We start from the raw sequence: 17,101 nt of genomic DNA on the forward strand, positions 1-17,101 counted from the left end.
GAAGATTTCATGCCTCCAGAAGGAAAGACGCCACTTACCGATGAAGAGAAAGCAATTTTGACATTTTGGATCGATAATGCCGATGCCAACTTTAAGGTGAAACTGGTTGATTTGGAAACCCCTGAAGAAATAACAAGTATAGCCTCAATCATGCTGGGTCTAGAAGACGTTACGGGTAAGAGCGGTATACCCTTACCAAAAGTTCAAACTGTTAGTCCAAAAGTTCTTAAGGGATTAGAAGGAGAGGGATTTAAAATACGGGAATTAATATTTGAATCCGGTTTGTACGAGATCGTTCTTCCCCCACAATCCATTACATCCAAAAATGGCAGCGATTTGGATAAGATGTTGGAGAAATTGCTATCTATTAGGGATAATATTATATGGCTGTCTATAAAGAATAATTATGTTCAGGACAAGCATTTAAAAACCATTAGTCAGTTTGTAAACCTTAAAAAATTGGAGATTGAAAAAAATCCGATAACGGATGCTGGCATTAGCGAAATATCGGCTAACCAGAGTATAACGGGACTAAATTTATATCAGACTAATATTACGGCATTGAGCTTTGAAAGCTTTTCTAGAATGAAAGGATTGGAGCGTGTGTATGCTTGGGGAACAGCTATAACACAGGAGGATGTAGACAATTATACCACAAAAGCTAGTCGCCCCGCCATAATATTAGGGATGTGAAAGATTTAGTTTCTAAGCAATAGATTATTGAATCTTTCTGAATCGATAAATGTCTTTGTATGTTTTCAATCTATTTTTAATTTTTTCTAAAAATAAACATGGAAAATACTCTATCACAGTTTGGCATCCATCAGCTCATTAAAACTTAGAGTTGCAAATTTTTAAAACATTTAATAATATATTCGTTAATGATTTTGGCTTTAATTCCAATTAGAATGTCCAAATAGGTATTATAATAAAATTTTAAAGAAAATCCGCATATTCTAGCACTAGCACTGACTCTCTTATGATTGTGAGTAAATAAATGAGCTAGGGGTATAACCCGTAAATTTTTTAAAAGTAGTGGCAAAGTATTGGGAAGTGCTGAATCCAAGATCAAAGGCAACCTTGGTTACGGATTTGCTATTCTGTAGGTCCACCTTCGCCTGTTCAATCTTGATTCGGTTCACATATTCTTTTGGTGGCATGCCGGCTGTTTCTTTAAACCAGGCTTTAAAATAGCCAGTGGACATAGAGACAACTTTCGCTAATTCATCTACATAAATAATCCGATGTAGATTTTGAATGATGTAGGAGTTTAGTGTATTCATCTTTTTAGAAGGGGAGAGCTTCAGTTTTTTTTGTGATAATAGTACCGTTTCCAAAAGCAATTCTGTCAACAATTGATTCACCATTATACGGGATAGAATGGAATCATCTTTTTTGAACTGTAGGACCAGTTTTTCCAAAATTAGTTTTAATTGAAAAGCACCTTTAAATATATATTCTGATCTTTCCAATAGTGTGTTAATTAAAAATTCTGAATGCTGGTTGGGTAAATTACAGAGCTTTCCATAGGTAGGGCATAGTAAAATTTGGATCCAGAACAATTCCCCTTTATCTTCAGGAAACTCTCCCGTACTGTGGATGGTATCTGGCGAAACAATAAGGATATCATTCCCATTTAATTCATACAGGTCATCGTCAATCTTATAATGCTGTTGCCCTTTCATGCAATAACAAATTTCCAAGGCCCCTTGGTGTTGGTGACTTGCTAGCCCAGGCTTCACCTCGTTGTATCTATAATGTCCAAATGATAAACCTCTTTCTACTCCGTATTCTTGAAGGTCTATTACAATTCTTTCATGCGTTTTAACATCCATTTATTCTGTATAAAAAAGTAAGATAATACAAAAACGAAAGACTTTCATTTATAATTATCCCAAATTTGGGATCTTAAAATAATTATAGGCAATGGAAAACATACGTTCAGAATTTATTAAAGATGGGTTCGTTAAAATTGATACTTTGCTATCCATTAAGGAGGTTGAGAGCTTACAGGCAATCTATGATGAATTGCTCACCGAGAAAGAAAAGACCAGACATCTGCGCAGCGACCTTGCCGGTGGCGATGGATTTGATTCTAGGAAGATAGAGCGAATTACGCAGATAATGAGGCCAAGTACAGTACTTCCAGAATTACTTAAACATAAGGCTTATAAGGTTGCACTGCAGTGGGCTAAGGATCTGCTGGGGGATGATATGGAGCTCGATTTTGATATGATGATAAATAAAGCCCCAAATACCAATGCAGAAACTCCATGGCACCAAGATGCAGCCTATTGGATAGCTATGCCAGACAAAAGGTCTGCTAGCTGTTGGATAGCATTAGATGAGGTATTTGAGGAGAATGGCTGTATGTGGTTTATACCAAAAAAGGAAAAGAATGATATTCTACCACATAAAAATTTACCTAACGGTGGAGCGCTATATTGTGAGACCAAAGCGGATAACGCAGAAAGTATTCCTTTATCTCCCGGTGGTTGCACTTTTCATGATGGGCATACTCTTCACTTTAGCAAGGGGAATAGTACCGAGTTCCAAAGAAGGGCACTGATTCTAAACTTTAGACCTAAAAAAATGATCGAGTTGGAAAGGGAGCAAGGCGTAGATCATACTGGTCAAAGAAAACAAAGGACTTAAAACACCTATTATCTAAGTAAAAATAAATGCACCTAAAATTTATATATCCCAGATGGGGAAGTTCTGATTTGCCATGGCCAGTTTTTTTGAAAAAGGTAAAGGAGGCCGGCTATCATGGGGTAGAAATAGACCTTCCTTTGGACAGCTTTAAAAAAAAGGAAATTTGTTCTACGTTGACGGATTTTGAACTTGAATTTGTGGCACAACATTGGGAAACTAAGGAAGTCGACTTTAAAAGGCATGCAGAGATGTATAAAAGGCATTTGTATAATCTGGTAGAAGCCAATCCCTTGTTCATAAACTCCCATACGGGCATGGATTTTTATAGCTATGCTCAAAATGCTAAACTATTAGAAATGGCCCATGAGATTGAATTGGAAACAGGTGTTGTAATGACCCACGAAACCCATCGTTCCCGGTTCTCATTTGCGGCTCATTCCTGCTTGCCTTACTTGGAGGAATACCCTTTTTTAAAACTCACCTCAGACTTATCGCATTGGTGCTGTGTTGCTGAAACCATGTTGGAAAATCAAACTTATGCGGTTAAGAAGGCTATTGCACATACCTATCATATCCATGCAAGAGTGGGTTCAACCCAGAGTCCACAGGTTATAGACCCAAGCGACGATAATTATAAAAATGAGCTGGATAGATTCAATGAATGGTGGCGATTAATGATAGCAAATGCTGAAAAAAGTAATCGGGCCTATATAACCATCACGCCAGAATATGGGCCTCATCCCTATACACCTTATAAGCCCAATACTCAAATGCCGATGGGTGATCAATGGGGAATAAATCAATTCATCAGAAAACAAATTGCTGATAACTACGGTAACCATTATCAAAATCATAATTCTTAAGATAAATACAATCGTCATGATGTTCAGATTACAACTTATTTTACTTCTATTTATAGTAGGCTCCTGTAGTAATTATAATAATCAAAGTCCGGAAGAATTGGCGGCCTACAATGTTCTTAAGAGAACTTTGGGGCCAGACGAAGCTTCTAAATTCATCTTTAAATACAAGGAAAAGGACTCCTTGGATACCTATGCGATTAATGTGGAAAATAATAAAGTAGTGGTAAGTGGAAACTCTACATCTGCATTGACTAGAGGGGCTTATGACTATTTAAAAAGTGCTACAAATTCCATGACAAGCTGGTCTGGAAAAAACATTAATATTCCGGTGGAATTACCAGAAGTAGAATTAAAGGCCACCTCCCCATACGAGAACAGGTATTACTTAAATGTATGTGCTTTTGGTTATTCAACTCCATATTGGGACTGGGAACGGTGGGAAAAGGAAATTGATTGGATGGCCTTACGTGGTATAAATTTTCCTTTAGCGTTGGTTGCCAATGAAGCAATAGCAACACGTGTATGGAAAAAATTGGGATTAACCCAGGACGAAATAGATGAGTTTTATACAGCTCCTTCCTTACTGCCATGGCAACGTATGGGTAATGTAAACAATCTAGGTGGTGAATTGTTGACGGAAGAATGGCATAATGGTCAGATAGCGCTCCAACATAAAATATTGGATAGGATAAAAGAACTGAATATGAATCCTATTCTTCCTGCCTTTGCCGGTTTTGTACCCAAGGATATTAGTAGGTTGTATCCAGAAAATGAGCTATTACCCGTAAGTTGGGGAGGTTTTCCAGAAAAATATCAAGGAGCCCTCATAAGTCCAAAAACTCCTTTATTTGATAAGATCGGGAAGCTTTTTATAGAAGAGTGGGAAAATGAATTTGGAAAGGGTAAATACTATCTTGCCGATAGTTTTAATGAAATGGATCTGCCAAAAACCGATCAACCGGTAACCGAACTTTTGGCTGAATATGGAAGTGCTATCTATGAGTCACTTAAATCTGGAAACCCCGATGCTGTATGGGTGGTTCAAGGATGGATGTTTACCTATCAAAGAAATATTTGGAACAAGGAAACTACCAATGCACTTTTTAGTGAAATTCCTGATGATAAATTAATGATACTCGATTATGCCTATGAGTATAATGGTATCGCTTATAAAAACGGATTTAACTATGAAGTTTTTGAGGGGTATAATAATAAACCTTGGATCTATGGTTTTATGTTGAATAGTGGTGGGAAAACCGGTCACACGGGTGTGCATGATTATTATGCCACAAACCCGATAGAACTTTTAAACTCCCCTTATAATAAGAGTAATTCCGGTTTCGGTTTTGCTCCTGAAGGTATTGAAAATAATGAAGTCACTTTCGAACTGGTGTCCGACATGGCATGGACAACAGAGGCAATTGACTTGGATGAATGGTATATAGATTATTCAAAGTCGCGTTACGGAGCCGCTCCCTCAGCAATGGAAGAAGCGTGGCAGTTGCTTAGGAAAACCAGTTATGGTACCATGACAGATCATCCTCGTTTTGGGTTTCAGGGAAATAGTGGCTCTTGGTCTAAAGGAACCATCAATAAGGACCCCCGCATTTTTGATGCGATAGAAAAATTTCTTTCCTGTTCGGATGAATTGAAGGATTCTGAACTGTATCATGCAGATGCGCTAGAATTTGCTGCGACTGTTTTATGTCATAAAGCAGAAGACTGGTTTGGCTATGCCTTTAATGCACATCAAAATTCAGATTTTGAAACTCGTGATAAAGCTGGTGAATGGGCCTTACAGTTACTCTCAGATGCGGATAGATTGTTGGAAAACCATCCAACATTAAGCCTGCAGCGTTGGATAGGCTTTGCCAGAGGCACATCTAGTGATATTAAACAGCAGGATAAATACGAAGAGGATGCTAGAAGAATTCTGACCGTTTGGGGCCCACCAGAACTAAAATTAGGGGTTAATGATTATGCCGCTAGAATGTGGGGAGGATTGATTCGCGATTATTACCGTGAAAGAATGGCAGGTAAGCTCGAAAGTTTACAATTAAACGAAACCTATGATAATAGAGCGTTTGAAGATGCTTGGGTAAGTGGTAAGGGAGTGAGTAAAATAGAACCTTTTGATGATCCCTTGGAGTCAGCTCGAAAGTTGGTAAAACAAGCTATTGAAAGACCTATTCCTATCATAGTAAAAGAAAATGATATTATAGTGGGCGATTGGTCTTCTGCAGACAGCTCCATGGAATGGCCAATTAGAAGAGCGGATTTACCAAAAATTAAAGAGATCAAATTCATTTATACAAGTGGTACCTCTCAAGTAGGTATTAAGGATGTGATCTTGATCGCTGATGGTAAGGCTATAACGCACAACTCAGAAGTCAAATATCTCGATAACCAAAATTCTGCTGTTAGCTTTCCAATAAAATTATCCAATGGTATTAGGGCAAATAATGGTGCGTCCCTAAGAGCAACAATCGAAGGTGATGAAAGTGAAAGGGAGGCTAAAGGAAGGGTAGTTTTAATTCTTGAAGACTAACGAAAGAAAGGCAGTGAAATATCAAGAAAGACTTAAATCCCTGGATGTTTTTCGGGGGTTTGCAATGCTTTGGATAATTGGGTTGGATGCTTTGATTCATTATTTGGCAAAGGTTTGGGACAATCCCATTATTAAGGCCCTGTCCGAACAGCTTATACATGCTAATTGGAACGGATTTCGCTTTTATGATCTCATATTCCCCATGTTTATGTTTGCTACCGGAATAGCAATTCCATTTTCCTTTGGTAAGCAATTGAAATTGGGCATCCCGAAAGGTAAATTACTGATAAAGACCACTAAACGAGCATTAATATTAATACTCCTCGGGATTTTATATAACAACCGATTTTCTTTTGATTTTGAAAATATGCGCTATGCCAGTGTACTAGGACAAATAGGTGTAGCGTATTTTATTGCTGCTTTCCTCTATATTTATTTAAATGTAAGAGGATAATTTTTAGTGGCTATTGGTATTCTACTGGGTTTTTGGATGTGTATGACATTGATTCCTGTCCCTGGAACAGGAGCGGGGGTGTAAACTACTCCCCATCTGTAAGACAGTATAAATGTATTTCTTTGTTGTTTATTATGCTATTTTTTTAGCTTTATAAATTTGATCAGGTGTAACCTTCCCTATTTCTGTGTGCCTTCTTTTAGTGTTGTAAAACTTGATATACTCCCTTACTATTTGATATAGGTCCACACCTCCGTTGGGAGGATTGAGATATATCTTATCATATTTGAGGGACTTCCAGAAACGCTCGATAAATATATTGTCCAATGCCCTTCCTTTGCCATCCATTGATATACGGACGTTATGTCTTTTGAGTACAGCGATGTATTCTTTACTGGTATATTGGGCTCCCTGATCGGAATTATGTATCTCCGGCGCCCCGTATTTGGCGATGGTGTCCTCCAAAAGTTCTATACACCATTCCTTGTCCATTGAATTTGAGATGCTCCAATTAAAGTATCTTTCTACTGTGTACATCGATTATGGCGTTCATGTAAATAAAGCCCCGCGCCATAGGAATATAGGTGATGTCGGTCTGCCAGACCTGGTCGGGACGCTCTATTTTAAGGCCGTTCAGCAAATAAGGATACTTATAGCTTTTGGGATCCCCGATCGTAGTCCTAGGTTTTTATAAATCGTCTGAAGGCCCATGAGTCTATATAACCGTCTTGTCCTTTTCACGTTTATGCGATACCCAAGATCAAGGTTCAAATAATGGGTCATATGTTCCACTCCGTAATAGGGATGTTCCAAAAAGCAGGCATCTATTTCCTTCATTAGCGCAAGGTTCAGCGGATTCTCGCTCTTAGGCCTATAGTACAGGCCGGAACGGTGGATATCAAGGAGATTGCATTGTTGGACAAGATTTAGCTTTGGATGAGACCTTACTACCTTTTGTCTTCTTTCGGTAGTACTCATTTGCCCAAGGCTTTCTTTAAAAAATCATTCTCCACTTGCAACTGACCGATTTTATTGTAAAGCGGTCCAGTACCAGAATCGGGATCTTCTTTTTCAGCTTTTGGCCCGTAGGCCAAATCTGCATTTTGTAAGAACTCGCGTTTCCAATTTGATATTTGGTTGGGATGCAGTTCAAATTTGGCCGCAAGCTCTTGTAAACTGCCACGCTCCTTTATCGCCTCAATAGCTACTTTGGCCTTGAACGATGCACTGAATTTTCTTCTTGATCTCTTCATATTTGACAGGGTTAAATTACAACCTAACTTGCTGTCCTAAAAAAGGGGAGTATTATAGTGCTCACTAGTCGGATTAAGTCTGATCTGGAATAGTTACTATCCCATTAACAAAGAAATCTGGTCAAGTTCCTATAATGTTTTAGCTATAGGTCTCTCCATGATATTATTCACATTGTTCTATTATATCATCGATTTTAAAAAATTGAATAATTGTTAATAGGATTAAATCCCATTTTCATATACATGGCTCATAGAATGGTAGATTTTAGCTATACATCAGAATTTATGCTCGTAGGTGTTATGGAGCTCGCAGGCGATTTTTCTGGGGTAGTATTGCAAGCGGGAGTTTTGCTTTTGGAATTTGGTTTACTGCTCGTGCTCCATCGAAATAAAACCTATTTAAAGATTTAAGTTAAGTACTTGGACAACCCTAATGAGCCTATAATTTAATGTAGAGTCCTATACTTATGTATATCTTTTCATATTTGAGGGACTTCCAGAAACGTTCGATGTAAATATTGTCCAAGGCCCTTCCCTTGCCATCCATTGATATCTGGATGTTATGTTCTTTGAGCACGTCGATGTATTGGGTACTGGTATATTGGACCCCTTGATCGGAATTATGTATCTCCGGTGCCCCGTATCTGGCAATAGAGTCTTCAAGTAGTTCTATACACCGATTCCTTGTCGATTGAATTTGAGATGCTCCAATTAAGTATCTTACTACTATGCACATCTATTATCGCATACATGTACATAAAGCCCCTCGCCCTAGGTATATAGGTGATATCGGTCTGCCAGACCTGGTTTGGGCGAACTATTTTAAGATCCTTTAGCAGGTAAGGATATTTATAGCTTTTAAGGTCCCTGACCGTAGTCCTGGGCTTTTTGTAAATGGTCTGAAGCCCCATAAGCCTATAGAGCCGCCTTGTCCTTTTCACGTTTATACAATACCCAAGGTCAAGGTTCAGGGAATCGGTCATACGTGCCACTCCGTAATAGGGATGTTCCAAGAAGAACGCATCTATTTTCCTCATAAGCGTAAGGTTCAACGGATTCTCGTTCTTGGGCTTATAGTACAGCCCTGAACGATGGATGTCCAGGAGATTGCATTGTTGTACAAGACTTAGCCTTGGATGAGATTTCACCACCTTTTGTCTTCTTTCGGTAGTGCACATCTGCCCAAGGCTTTCTTTAAAAAATCATTTTCCACTTGCAACTGGTCGATTTTACTGTAAAGCGGAGCGGTCCCAGATTCCGGGTCTTCCTTTTCCGCTTGTGGCCCAAAGGCCAGCTCCGCATTTTCCAAGAACTCGCGTTTCAAATTTGATATCTGGTTGGGGTGCAGCTCGAATTTGGCAGCGAGGTCTTGCAGGCTACTGTGTTCCTTTATCGCCATAATGGCCACTTTGGCCTTGAACGATGCACTGAATTTTCTTCTTGATCTCTTCATATTTGACAAGGTTAAATTACAACTTATCTTGCTGTCCTAAAAATGGGGAGTATTATATTCAGTTGATCTATACATTCAACTTTTATCACAATAAACGAGAACTTTTTCATTGCTAATATAATTATATAGAATGAAATTTTAATGTTAAGTTATTCCGTAAAGTACCTATAAATTTGATTCATATAAGTTTTAATAAAAAACATTGGTGAATTTAACCGGACATATAACAAATATTTTCAGAGAATCAAGTGTTTAATTAAATTAAAATTGAATAATATTTTGACATTATCAATGGTGAAAATAAAAGATGAATAAATTCTATTATATTATTTTATTGCTATTATTAGCTTCCTGCGGTAATAATAGTAAAAGACCAGAGCCCTATGGAGCTCTTCCCTCAAGTAACCAAATAAGTTGGCATGAAATGGAATATTTTAGTTTGGTCTGTTATGGTTTAAATACTTATACAGAACAAGAATGGGCGTATGGAGATGTGGATCCCAAGTTGTTCGATCCTTCAAATCTTGATACCGACCAATGGGCACATGTAGCGAGCGAGGCGGGCATGAAGGGGCTAATTCTAGTGGCAAAACATCATGATGGATTTTGTTTATGGCCAAGTAGGTATACCGATTATTCCGTTGCTGCTACCCCATGGAAAGATGGAAAAGGAGATGTGCTGGCCGATCTTTCAAAATCTTGTAAGAAATATGGATTAAAATTGGGCGTGTATTTATCACCATGGGATAGGAATCATGCCGATTATGGTAAACCAGAATATGTTGATTACTATTATAATCAATTAGAAGAATTAATGACGGGTTATGGTGATATTTTTGAATTCTGGATTGATGGGGCCAATGGGGGAACCGGTTATTATGGAGGTGCAAAAGAGAATAGAAGTATAGACCGCACTACCTATTATGGATATGACAGCATTTTCTCAATCGTTAAAAAACACCAACCCAATGCAGTCATATTCAGTGATGTAGGGCCTGGAGTGCGCTGGGTGGGAAACGAATCTGGTATAGCCAGTGAAACCAATTGGAATACAATTAATGCTAATGGCAGGTATCCCGGAGATCCGGACCCTGAATTTGGCAAAAAATTGGGAACTGGAGATAAAAATGGTCCCCAATGGATTCCGGCAGAAGCCAATACTACTTTATCCTGGCCCAAGGCATGGTATTATCATACGGGAAAACGGCCAAGAAGCCTCAATAATTTAGTTGAATTGTATTATACTTCGATAGGCAGAGGTTCCCCATTAGATTTGGGTCTGGCCATTGCTCCATCTGGACAAATTAGGGAGGAGGATAAAAATGCACTTCTAAATTTTAAAAAGCGAATGGATTTAGAATTTGCAGTAAACCTTGTGGAAAATGCTAGGATCACTGCATCAGATTACAGGGAAGGACATAAGGAATATTCACCTGTTAACGCTATTGATAATGATTTAAAGAGTTTTTGGGCCACTAATGATAGCGTTAACACGGCATCGTTGACTATCGATTTTGGCAAATTAACAACCTTTAACCGACTACTCCTTCAGGAGGCTATATCTCTAGGTCAAAGAGTGCATGAATTTAAAGTAGAAATAGATGATAAAGGATCATATAAGGAAATAGCAAAGGGCACGACTATAGGCTATAAAAGAATTCTTCGATTAGACAATATCAAAACAAATAGGCTTCGTATTACATTTGAAACGGATGCGCCTTGTTTGACGCTTTCAAATCTCGCCATCTATGATGCACCAGCATTAGTGGATGATCCCATTGCCAGAATGGACAATGATGGAAAATTATTTTTCGAACATATTGAAGGTATAAATACCTACTATTCGATTGGGGAGAGGACCGAGAAATCTAATTTCAGCCAATATTCCGAGCCAATAAATCTTTCAAATGGTGGGCAAGTGTATTATTATGCCAAAGAAGAAAAAACAGGCTTTGAAACGGATATAGTAATGGAAAGATTTGGTCTTTCAAGAAATAAATGGGAGGTCATTACTCAGGAAGGTAAAAGAGAAGAGAATGCACTAAGAGCTATTGATAATAACCCTGATAGTTTTTTTATTATAGAAAACAAGGCCGAACAGCAAGAAATAATCATCGATATGGGAACTACCAAGTTTTTAAACGCTTTTGGTTATCTTCCCAGACAAGATGGGAAAAAGGAGGGAGTAATTTTTGAATATGAATTTTACGTAAGTAAAGATCATAATTATTGGCAATCTCCTGTTGCAAAAGGTTCTTTCCAAAATATTGAAAACAACCCAGTAAGACAAATAATCCCATTTAAGGAAGCTAAAGAGGGTAGGTATATTAAATTGGTGTCAAAATCCACCATTAAAAATGATGGAAAAGTATCATATGCAGAAATTGAAGTTTTTTAAAAAATATAATAATGTCAAATCAAATTAATAAAATCGATATCTCACTAGCAGATCGATTGGAAAAGTGCTACTCGGGAGCTGTATACGATGTGCTTAGAGCTATGGGGTATCCAAATCAAACTTTATCAAACCAGATACGGCCACTTGATATTACAAGTAAATTGTCAGGTCAAGTATATACGGTTAGTGGAAGATATGATGATACTTTGGAACCCCATGACACCTTGTTGCATTGGACCGCAATGCTCTCAAAGGCACCCAAGGATAGTGTAATTATTTGTCAGCCCAATGATCATACGTTAGGTCATATGGGTGAGCTTTCAGCGGAAACCTTGCTATTGAGGGGGGTCAGGGGATATATTGTGGACGGCGGGTGTAGGGATTCTGAATTTATTTCAAGGATTGGATTTAAGGTATTCTCTAAGTATTGTACACCCATGGACGTGGTGGGACGGTGGACTGCTCAAGATTTTGAGGAACCCATAGAAATCGATGGGGTAAAGATTATTTCTGGAGATTATGTGCTTGCGGATAGGGATGGGGTAGTGATAATCCCTAAGAACATAGCGGAGGAAGTTATCGCTAAAACCGAAGAAGTACTACAAACTGAGAATTTAGTAAGGACGGCAATACTAGCCGGAGAAGACCCTCAAAGAGCTTATTTGAAATATGGGAAGTTTTAAAAAACTAATTCGGCTGTCGGAAAATGATAATGTCTTGGTTGTCTGTTGTAACATTGAACCTGGAGAAGAGCTTCAGCTAGAAAATGTAAGATATGTAATCAATGAATTCGTTGCATTGGGGCATAAGATTGCTTTAAAGGATATTGCGATGGGAGAACCTATATTAAAGTTCAATGTGGTCATAGGAAGTGCTGTTCGAGATATAAAAAAAGGACAACATGTGCATGTCCATAACATAAAAAGCGATTTTATCCCAACCTATACCATTGATAATCAAAAAAGTTAAATAAGGTAAAATGGAACTATTAGGATACGAAAGAAAAGATGGCCGTAAGGGAATTCGGAATGTAATTTTAGTTGCCTATTTAGTAGAATGTGCCCATTTTGTTTCTTCTGAAATTGCGTATCCATATAAAAAGGATGGCGTACAGGTGGTGGGTTTTGGTGGATGTTACCCCAACAGTCATGCAAGTAAGGTAATGACCCAATTATGTACACATCCCAATGTGGGTGCCGTACTACTAGTATCTTTGGGATGTGAAAGTTTCAATAGAGCTAAATTAGCAAAAGATATTCAAGCGTCAGGGAGGCCCGTTGAAACCTTGGTAATTCAAAACTGTGGAGGCACTGCCAAAACAGTAAAAAAAGGCCAAGCCTGGTTGCAGTCCACAATATCCAAATTAATGGATACCAAAAGAGTTAAAATTGGGGTGAAGGATCTGGTCGTGGGGACCATTTGTGGGGGTTCCGACGCTACCAGTGGCATAACTGCAAACCCTGCAGTTGGGTTAACCTTTGATAAATTGGTCAAAAACCAAGCAATTGCGATTTTCGAGGAAACCGGGGAGATGATTGGATGTGTAGAGGACATAGTAGCTAGGGCAAAAACTAGGAATCTTGGAATGGAAATACAGAATTGCCTAAACAAGGCTGCCAGGTATTATACTATTATGGGACATGGGAGTTTTGCCCCTGGGAACGCAGATGGGGGATTAAGTACCATTGAAGAAAAAAGCTTGGGTGCCTATAGTAAGAGTGGTAGCGCCCAAATTTCAGGTCTGATAAAGCCCGGTGATGTACCTCCTTCTGCTGGGCTTTACCTTATGGATGTTGTGCCAGATGGAGAGCCCCGATTTGGGTTTCCTAATATTAATGACAATATGGAAATTACGGAACTAATAGCTTCCGGGTGTCATCTTATACTTTTTACAACGGGCCGTGGCTCGGTGGTAGGATCTGCAGTCTCTCCAGTAATAAAAATATGTGCGAATCCGGATACCTTTCGAAAAATGTCGGACGATATGGATGTCAATGCAGGCAAGGTTATAGAATCAAATGTGACATTACAAGAAGTTTCCGAGGAAATCTATGATAAAATAATCGAGACTGCTTCTGGTGTCCCTACGGTTTCCGAAAAATTGGGGCATCAAGAATTTGTTATCGGCTACAAGACTTTCGAACCTATAGGACCTAATTGTCTCGTGGGATGATCAAGATTCGGAGTATAGGTACAATTCAATAGATTATGAGTGAAACCCAAAAATTTTCGAAGTTGCCCTTCATTCTGATAACAAGTCTATTTCTTGTTTGGGGTCTGTCAAATAATATGACTGATATCCTATTGGCAGCATTCAAAAGGATTATGAGCATGACGGATTTTCAGACCTCATGGATTCAGGTGGCTTTTTATGGTTCCTATTTTTGCTTAGCAATTCCCGCAGCACTATTTATAAAAAGGTATACCTACAAATCAGGCGTTTTATTAGGCCTTGGACTTTTCATTTTGGGTTCGTTATTGTTTTATCCGGCGAGCATCAGCATGCAATATGGTCACTTTCTTAGTGCACTTTTCATTTTGGCCGGTGGATTGGCAATTTTAGAAACAACCGCAAACCCATATATTATTGCCATGGGGCCAGAGGAATCTGCGACAAGACGTTTGAACTTGGCACAATCATTTAATCCTATCGGATCCATCATTGGAATACTGTTGGGTAAGGTATATATTCTCTCCCATTTGAATTCGGCAAGTGCCGAAGAAAGGGCCTCGATGGATTCTGAAAAGTTAGATATTATTCAGTCAGAAGAATTAAATGCCGTCATGGGGCCGTATGTAGCAGTAGCTATAATGTTGATTTTACTTTGGGTGTTAATTTACTTTGTGAAAATGTCCAAGGCATCAGATGCCTCACAAGATTTTAATATTATACCGGCGGTAAAAAGACTTGTAAAGAATAAGGATTATCTAGCGGGAATAGTAGCTCAATTTTTTTATGTCGGGGCTCAAATTGGTGTTTGGTCCTTTACCATACGGTATGTAATGAATGAACTTCAATTAAATGAGGAACAGGCATCAAGCTACTATTTGGCTTCTTTGATTCTTTTTATGGTTTCGAGGTTTGTATGTACTGCATTGATGAAATTTTTTAGACCAAATATTTTACTTGCTCTTCTTTCCTTTATTGCAATATTGGCAACTTTCTGTGTTATCTATTTTGGTGGCTTAGTGGGGGTGTATGCTTTGGTACTAATTTCCGGATGTATGTCTTTAATGTATCCCACCATATATGGATTGGCTATTTCAGGATTGAGAAACGATACTAAAATTGCAAGTTCGGGACTTGTAATGGCTATTTTAGGAGGTGCTGTTCTGACGCCTTTACAAGGATTGGTTTCCGATATTGCAGAGAGTATCAATTATGCATTTTACGTTCCCTTATTTTCATTTTTAGTGGTGTTTCTTTATGCCGTGAGTATCAGCAAAAAAATAAAGAGAGGTGAACAAACTCAAAGTTATTGAATTTTTATAATATGAAAATAAGGATATTGGCCATACTTTTTGCTTTAACTTCTTTTAGGGCAATGACCCAAGCGGAGCAGCCAAAAATTGAATTTTCGGTATGGAAGGGCTTCAAGAAAGAAAAGTTTCTATTTGAAGGTAAAGACGCCCATGTGGTTAAACCCAATAAAACTTTAGACGGAAAACCGTGGGTATGGCGGGCCCGATTTCCAAATTGGCATGCTGAGATGGATAGTATTTTATTGTCTGAAGGTTACCATATTGCCCACATAAATACTGAAAACATGTACGGAAGTCCCAAAGCGATGGCAATTTGGGACAGGTTTTATACATTTTTAAGAAATGAATATAAACTTGATAAAAAACTTAGCCTTGAAGGGGCCAGCAGGGGCGGACTATTTATATTCAATTGGGCCAAGAACAATCCTGACAAGATAAACTGTATCTATGCCGAATCCCCAGTTTGTGATTTCAAAAGCTGGCCCGGCGGGTTTGGTCATGGAAAAGGAAGCAAGGAAGATTGGGAGCGTCTTAAGATTGAGTATGGCTTTACTTCTGATAAAGAGGCAAAATTGTATATTGACCAACCTTTTTATAATTTGGAAGAATTGGCCCAAGAAAAGGTCCCCATACTATTTATGGTGGGGTTAAAGGATGAAGTCGTGCCAATGGAAGAAAATACCATAATATTGGCAGACCGCTATGTAAAACTTGGAGGTTCGGTGACCATAGTACCTTGTACGGAAGGGGAACAAGACCTTTTTGGGCATCACTTTCCTATTGAAACGCCTCGTTTGGGGGCCGATTTCATACGGTACAATACCGAACTTCCAAAACCCAAACTGGAATCTTCAACATATCACCATTTACGGGGCGGACTTAAAAATTCGTTTATTAAATTCGAACGTGAGAAAAAGGGAAGGGTCGCATTTTTAGGGGGATCTATTACCTATAATGGGGGTTGGCGCGATAGTATTACCAATTTCCTAAAGTATCGTTTTCCAAATACTAAATTCGAATTTATCGCTGCAGGAATACCTTCAATGGGATCAACCCCGGCCGCCTTTCGTTTGGAAAGAGATGTGTTGGAAAACGGCCCCGTGGACCTGTTATTTGAAGAAGCTGCTGTCAACGATGCGGCGAACGGAAGAGCCAATGAGGAACAAATCAGGGCTATGGAAGGTATTGTACGCCATGTACGCCATAATAATCCGACAACAGATATTGTATTGATGCATTTTGTAGATCCCGAAAAAATGGAATCTTACAGAAATGGTGAAATACCACAAGTTATTCAAAACCATGAGCGCGTAGCAATACATTATAACATTCCTACTATTGACCTTGCCAAAGAAGTAACTGAACGCATTGGTGCAGGGGAATTTAGCTGGGAAGAAGATTTTAAAAACTTGCACCCATCTCCTTTCGGACAAGGTATTTATGCACATTCTATTATAACGTTTCTAGAAAATGCTTGGGATGGAAATGTGGCTGAAGATGATAAAATAACGGTACACTCCCTTCCTGAAAAATTAGATAATAATTCATATGATAATGGGGCTTTAATTCCGATATCCAATAATATGGCCTCAAAAGGATGGAAATACGATGCGAATTGGAAGCCATCCGATGGAGTTGGTTCAAGAGAAAATTATACCAACGTACCTATGCTTATCGGTTCAACTACCGGAGCAATATTAAAATTTAAATTTGAAGGTACAGCTGTTGGAATCACTGTAGCCGCAGGGCCAGATGCTGGTATTCTCGAATACCGTATAGATAATGGACCATGGTTAAAACAGGATTTATTTACCAATTGGAGTTCACATCTACATTTACCTTGGTATTTTACTTTGAAAACAGATCTTATGCCTGGAAAGCACGTATTGAGATTGCGATTAAACAAAGAGAAGAATATGGCTAGTAAAGGTAATAGCTGTAGGATCAGATATTTTTATGTAAACAAGGATTAGGAGAAGAGTAGTAGTGATATT

Annotated in this window: 19 protein-coding genes and 1 pseudogene; 12 read left to right on the forward strand and 8 right to left on the reverse strand. The window is 38.5% G+C overall.

Features of this window, described 5'->3' with window-relative positions; all coding sequences use genetic code 11:
• Window positions 1–693, forward strand: a pseudogene (locus tag G466_RS24135) (DUF2231 domain-containing protein); the annotation flags it as partial.
• A gap of 284 nt (window positions 694–977) precedes the next feature.
• On the opposite strand, the gene G466_RS0116155 reads toward G466_RS24135, so the two are convergent.
• Window positions 978–1,835 carry an AraC family transcriptional regulator gene (locus G466_RS0116155; RefSeq protein ID WP_026814592.1) on the reverse strand — a complete coding sequence of 286 codons (858 nt, stop codon included), beginning with the start codon at window positions 1,833–1,835 and terminating at the stop codon, window positions 978–980.
• 91 nt (window positions 1,836–1,926) lie between these two features.
• Between G466_RS0116155 and G466_RS22310 the strand changes: the two genes are divergently transcribed.
• Genes G466_RS22310 through G466_RS22315 form a run of 4 tightly spaced genes read left to right on the forward strand, consistent with a single transcriptional unit; the run spans window position 1,927 to window position 6,520 of the window.
• Window positions 1,927–2,655, forward strand: coding sequence for a phytanoyl-CoA dioxygenase family protein (locus G466_RS22310; RefSeq protein ID WP_026814593.1), 729 nt, complete (start codon window positions 1,927–1,929; stop codon window positions 2,653–2,655).
• 26 nt (window positions 2,656–2,681) lie between these two features.
• Window positions 2,682–3,518, forward strand: coding sequence for a sugar phosphate isomerase/epimerase family protein (locus tag G466_RS0116165; RefSeq protein WP_026814594.1), 837 nt, complete (start codon window positions 2,682–2,684; stop codon window positions 3,516–3,518).
• A gap of 16 nt (window positions 3,519–3,534) precedes the next feature.
• Window positions 3,535–6,066, forward strand: a complete 2,532-nt coding sequence (locus G466_RS0116170) for an alpha-N-acetylglucosaminidase (RefSeq protein ID WP_034235970.1) — start codon at window positions 3,535–3,537, stop codon at window positions 6,064–6,066.
• Window positions 6,056–6,520, forward strand: a complete 465-nt coding sequence (locus tag G466_RS22315) for a DUF5009 domain-containing protein (RefSeq protein WP_051315724.1) — start codon at window positions 6,056–6,058, stop codon at window positions 6,518–6,520. The genes G466_RS0116170 and G466_RS22315 overlap by 11 nt, the downstream gene beginning before the upstream one ends.
• Before the next feature lie 132 nt (window positions 6,521–6,652).
• Here the strand turns inward: G466_RS22315 and G466_RS23580 are convergent, their stop codons facing one another.
• The 4 genes from G466_RS23580 to G466_RS0116185 are packed head-to-tail and all read right to left on the reverse strand — an operon-like array spanning window position 6,653 to window position 7,773.
• Window positions 6,653–7,057 (reverse strand): DDE-type integrase/transposase/recombinase, encoded by a 405-nt coding sequence (locus tag G466_RS23580; RefSeq protein ID WP_084418895.1) that lies wholly within the window; start codon window positions 7,055–7,057, stop codon window positions 6,653–6,655.
• A complete protein-coding gene (locus G466_RS24740) occupies window positions 7,032–7,094 on the reverse strand; it encodes a hypothetical protein (protein ID WP_373296641.1) in 63 nt (20 codons plus the stop codon). The genes G466_RS23580 and G466_RS24740 overlap by 26 nt, the downstream gene beginning before the upstream one ends.
• Before the next feature lie 59 nt (window positions 7,095–7,153).
• Window positions 7,154–7,498 carry an IS3 family transposase gene (locus tag G466_RS23585; protein WP_084418898.1) on the reverse strand — a complete coding sequence of 115 codons (345 nt, stop codon included), beginning with the start codon at window positions 7,496–7,498 and terminating at the stop codon, window positions 7,154–7,156.
• Window positions 7,495–7,773 (reverse strand): transposase, encoded by a 279-nt coding sequence (locus G466_RS0116185; protein WP_026814596.1) that lies wholly within the window; start codon window positions 7,771–7,773, stop codon window positions 7,495–7,497. Before G466_RS0116185 ends, G466_RS23585 begins: the two co-directional genes overlap by 4 nt.
• 243 nt (window positions 7,774–8,016) lie before the next feature.
• Between G466_RS0116185 and G466_RS23945 the strand changes: the two genes are divergently transcribed.
• Window positions 8,017–8,184: a hypothetical protein gene (locus G466_RS23945; protein WP_157373946.1), complete on the forward strand. Its 168-nt coding sequence runs from the start codon at window positions 8,017–8,019 to the stop codon at window positions 8,182–8,184.
• A 28-nt stretch (window positions 8,185–8,212) separates the two neighbouring features.
• Here the strand turns inward: G466_RS23945 and G466_RS24745 are convergent, their stop codons facing one another.
• From G466_RS24745 to G466_RS0116200, 3 genes are all read right to left on the reverse strand, one after another.
• Complete coding sequence (locus G466_RS24745) at window positions 8,213–8,509, reverse strand: DDE-type integrase/transposase/recombinase (protein WP_026814597.1); 297 nt, start codon at window positions 8,507–8,509, stop codon at window positions 8,213–8,215.
• Entirely contained in the window at window positions 8,433–8,810 is a 378-nt protein-coding gene (locus tag G466_RS23590) for a DDE-type integrase/transposase/recombinase (protein ID WP_169720764.1), read from the reverse strand. Before G466_RS23590 ends, G466_RS24745 begins: the two co-directional genes overlap by 77 nt.
• 107 nt (window positions 8,811–8,917) lie before the next feature.
• Window positions 8,918–9,226 (reverse strand): transposase, encoded by a 309-nt coding sequence (locus G466_RS0116200; RefSeq protein WP_026814598.1) that lies wholly within the window; start codon window positions 9,224–9,226, stop codon window positions 8,918–8,920.
• 307 nt (window positions 9,227–9,533) lie between these two features.
• Here G466_RS0116200 and G466_RS0116205 point away from each other — a divergent pair, with 307 nt between their 5' ends.
• The 6 genes from G466_RS0116205 to G466_RS0116230 are packed head-to-tail and all read left to right on the forward strand — an operon-like array spanning window position 9,534 to window position 17,080.
• The gene (locus G466_RS0116205; RefSeq protein WP_026814599.1) at window positions 9,534–11,624 is read left to right on the forward strand and encodes an alpha-L-fucosidase; all 2,091 of its coding nucleotides are present in this window, start codon (window positions 9,534–9,536) and stop codon (window positions 11,622–11,624) included.
• Between the two features lie 11 nt (window positions 11,625–11,635).
• Window positions 11,636–12,307, forward strand: a complete 672-nt coding sequence (locus G466_RS0116210; protein WP_034235972.1) for an RraA family protein — start codon at window positions 11,636–11,638, stop codon at window positions 12,305–12,307.
• A complete protein-coding gene (locus tag G466_RS0116215) occupies window positions 12,294–12,593 on the forward strand; it encodes a UxaA family hydrolase (protein WP_026814601.1) in 300 nt (99 codons plus the stop codon). Before G466_RS0116210 ends, G466_RS0116215 begins: the two co-directional genes overlap by 14 nt.
• Window positions 12,594–12,603: 10 nt before the next feature.
• The gene (locus G466_RS0116220; RefSeq protein WP_026814602.1) at window positions 12,604–13,797 is read left to right on the forward strand and encodes a UxaA family hydrolase; all 1,194 of its coding nucleotides are present in this window, start codon (window positions 12,604–12,606) and stop codon (window positions 13,795–13,797) included.
• A 35-nt stretch (window positions 13,798–13,832) separates the two neighbouring features.
• Entirely contained in the window at window positions 13,833–15,107 is a 1,275-nt protein-coding gene (gene fucP, locus G466_RS22330; RefSeq protein ID WP_034235974.1) for an L-fucose:H+ symporter permease, read from the forward strand.
• 11 nt (window positions 15,108–15,118) lie between these two features.
• A complete protein-coding gene (locus tag G466_RS0116230; RefSeq protein WP_026814603.1) occupies window positions 15,119–17,080 on the forward strand; it encodes an SGNH/GDSL hydrolase family protein in 1,962 nt (653 codons plus the stop codon).
• The last annotated feature ends 21 nt before the right edge of the window (window positions 17,081–17,101 follow it).

The sequence above is a fragment of the Arenibacter certesii DSM 19833 genome (genome assembly GCF_000429545.1).
Classification (GTDB): Bacteria; Bacteroidota; Bacteroidia; order Flavobacteriales; family Flavobacteriaceae; genus Arenibacter; species Arenibacter certesii.

Bases quoted from the DNA above. Each gene is read 5' to 3' on its own strand.
- G466_RS0116185 (WP_026814596.1), bottom strand. From the start codon at position 7,773: ATGAAGAGATCAAGAAGAAAATTCAGTGCATCGTTCAAGGCCAAAGTA.
- G466_RS23945 (WP_157373946.1), top strand. From the start codon at position 8,017: ATGGCTCATAGAATGGTAGATTTTAGCTATACATCAGAATTTATGCTC.
- G466_RS0116200 (WP_026814598.1), bottom strand. From the start codon at position 9,226: ATGAAGAGATCAAGAAGAAAATTCAGTGCATCGTTCAAGGCCAAAGTG.
- G466_RS23590 (WP_169720764.1), bottom strand. From the start codon at position 8,810: ATGAGGAAAATAGATGCGTTCTTCTTGGAACATCCCTATTACGGAGTG.
- G466_RS0116165 (WP_026814594.1), top strand. From the start codon at position 2,682: ATGCACCTAAAATTTATATATCCCAGATGGGGAAGTTCTGATTTGCCA.
- G466_RS0116155 (WP_026814592.1), bottom strand. From the start codon at position 1,835: ATGGATGTTAAAACGCATGAAAGAATTGTAATAGACCTTCAAGAATAC.
- G466_RS0116230 (WP_026814603.1), top strand. From the start codon at position 15,119: ATGAAAATAAGGATATTGGCCATACTTTTTGCTTTAACTTCTTTTAGG.
- G466_RS0116170 (WP_034235970.1), top strand. From the start codon at position 3,535: ATGATGTTCAGATTACAACTTATTTTACTTCTATTTATAGTAGGCTCC.
- G466_RS0116205 (WP_026814599.1), top strand. From the start codon at position 9,534: ATGAATAAATTCTATTATATTATTTTATTGCTATTATTAGCTTCCTGC.
- G466_RS24745 (WP_026814597.1), bottom strand. From the start codon at position 8,509: ATGTGCATAGTAGTAAGATACTTAATTGGAGCATCTCAAATTCAATCG.
- fucP (WP_034235974.1), top strand. From the start codon at position 13,833: ATGAGTGAAACCCAAAAATTTTCGAAGTTGCCCTTCATTCTGATAACA.
- G466_RS0116210 (WP_034235972.1), top strand. From the start codon at position 11,636: ATGTCAAATCAAATTAATAAAATCGATATCTCACTAGCAGATCGATTG.
- G466_RS22310 (WP_026814593.1), top strand. From the start codon at position 1,927: ATGGAAAACATACGTTCAGAATTTATTAAAGATGGGTTCGTTAAAATT.
- G466_RS0116220 (WP_026814602.1), top strand. From the start codon at position 12,604: ATGGAACTATTAGGATACGAAAGAAAAGATGGCCGTAAGGGAATTCGG.
- G466_RS23585 (WP_084418898.1), bottom strand. From the start codon at position 7,498: ATGAGTACTACCGAAAGAAGACAAAAGGTAGTAAGGTCTCATCCAAAG.
- G466_RS23580 (WP_084418895.1), bottom strand. From the start codon at position 7,057: ATGTACACAGTAGAAAGATACTTTAATTGGAGCATCTCAAATTCAATG.
- G466_RS0116215 (WP_026814601.1), top strand. From the start codon at position 12,294: ATGGGAAGTTTTAAAAAACTAATTCGGCTGTCGGAAAATGATAATGTC.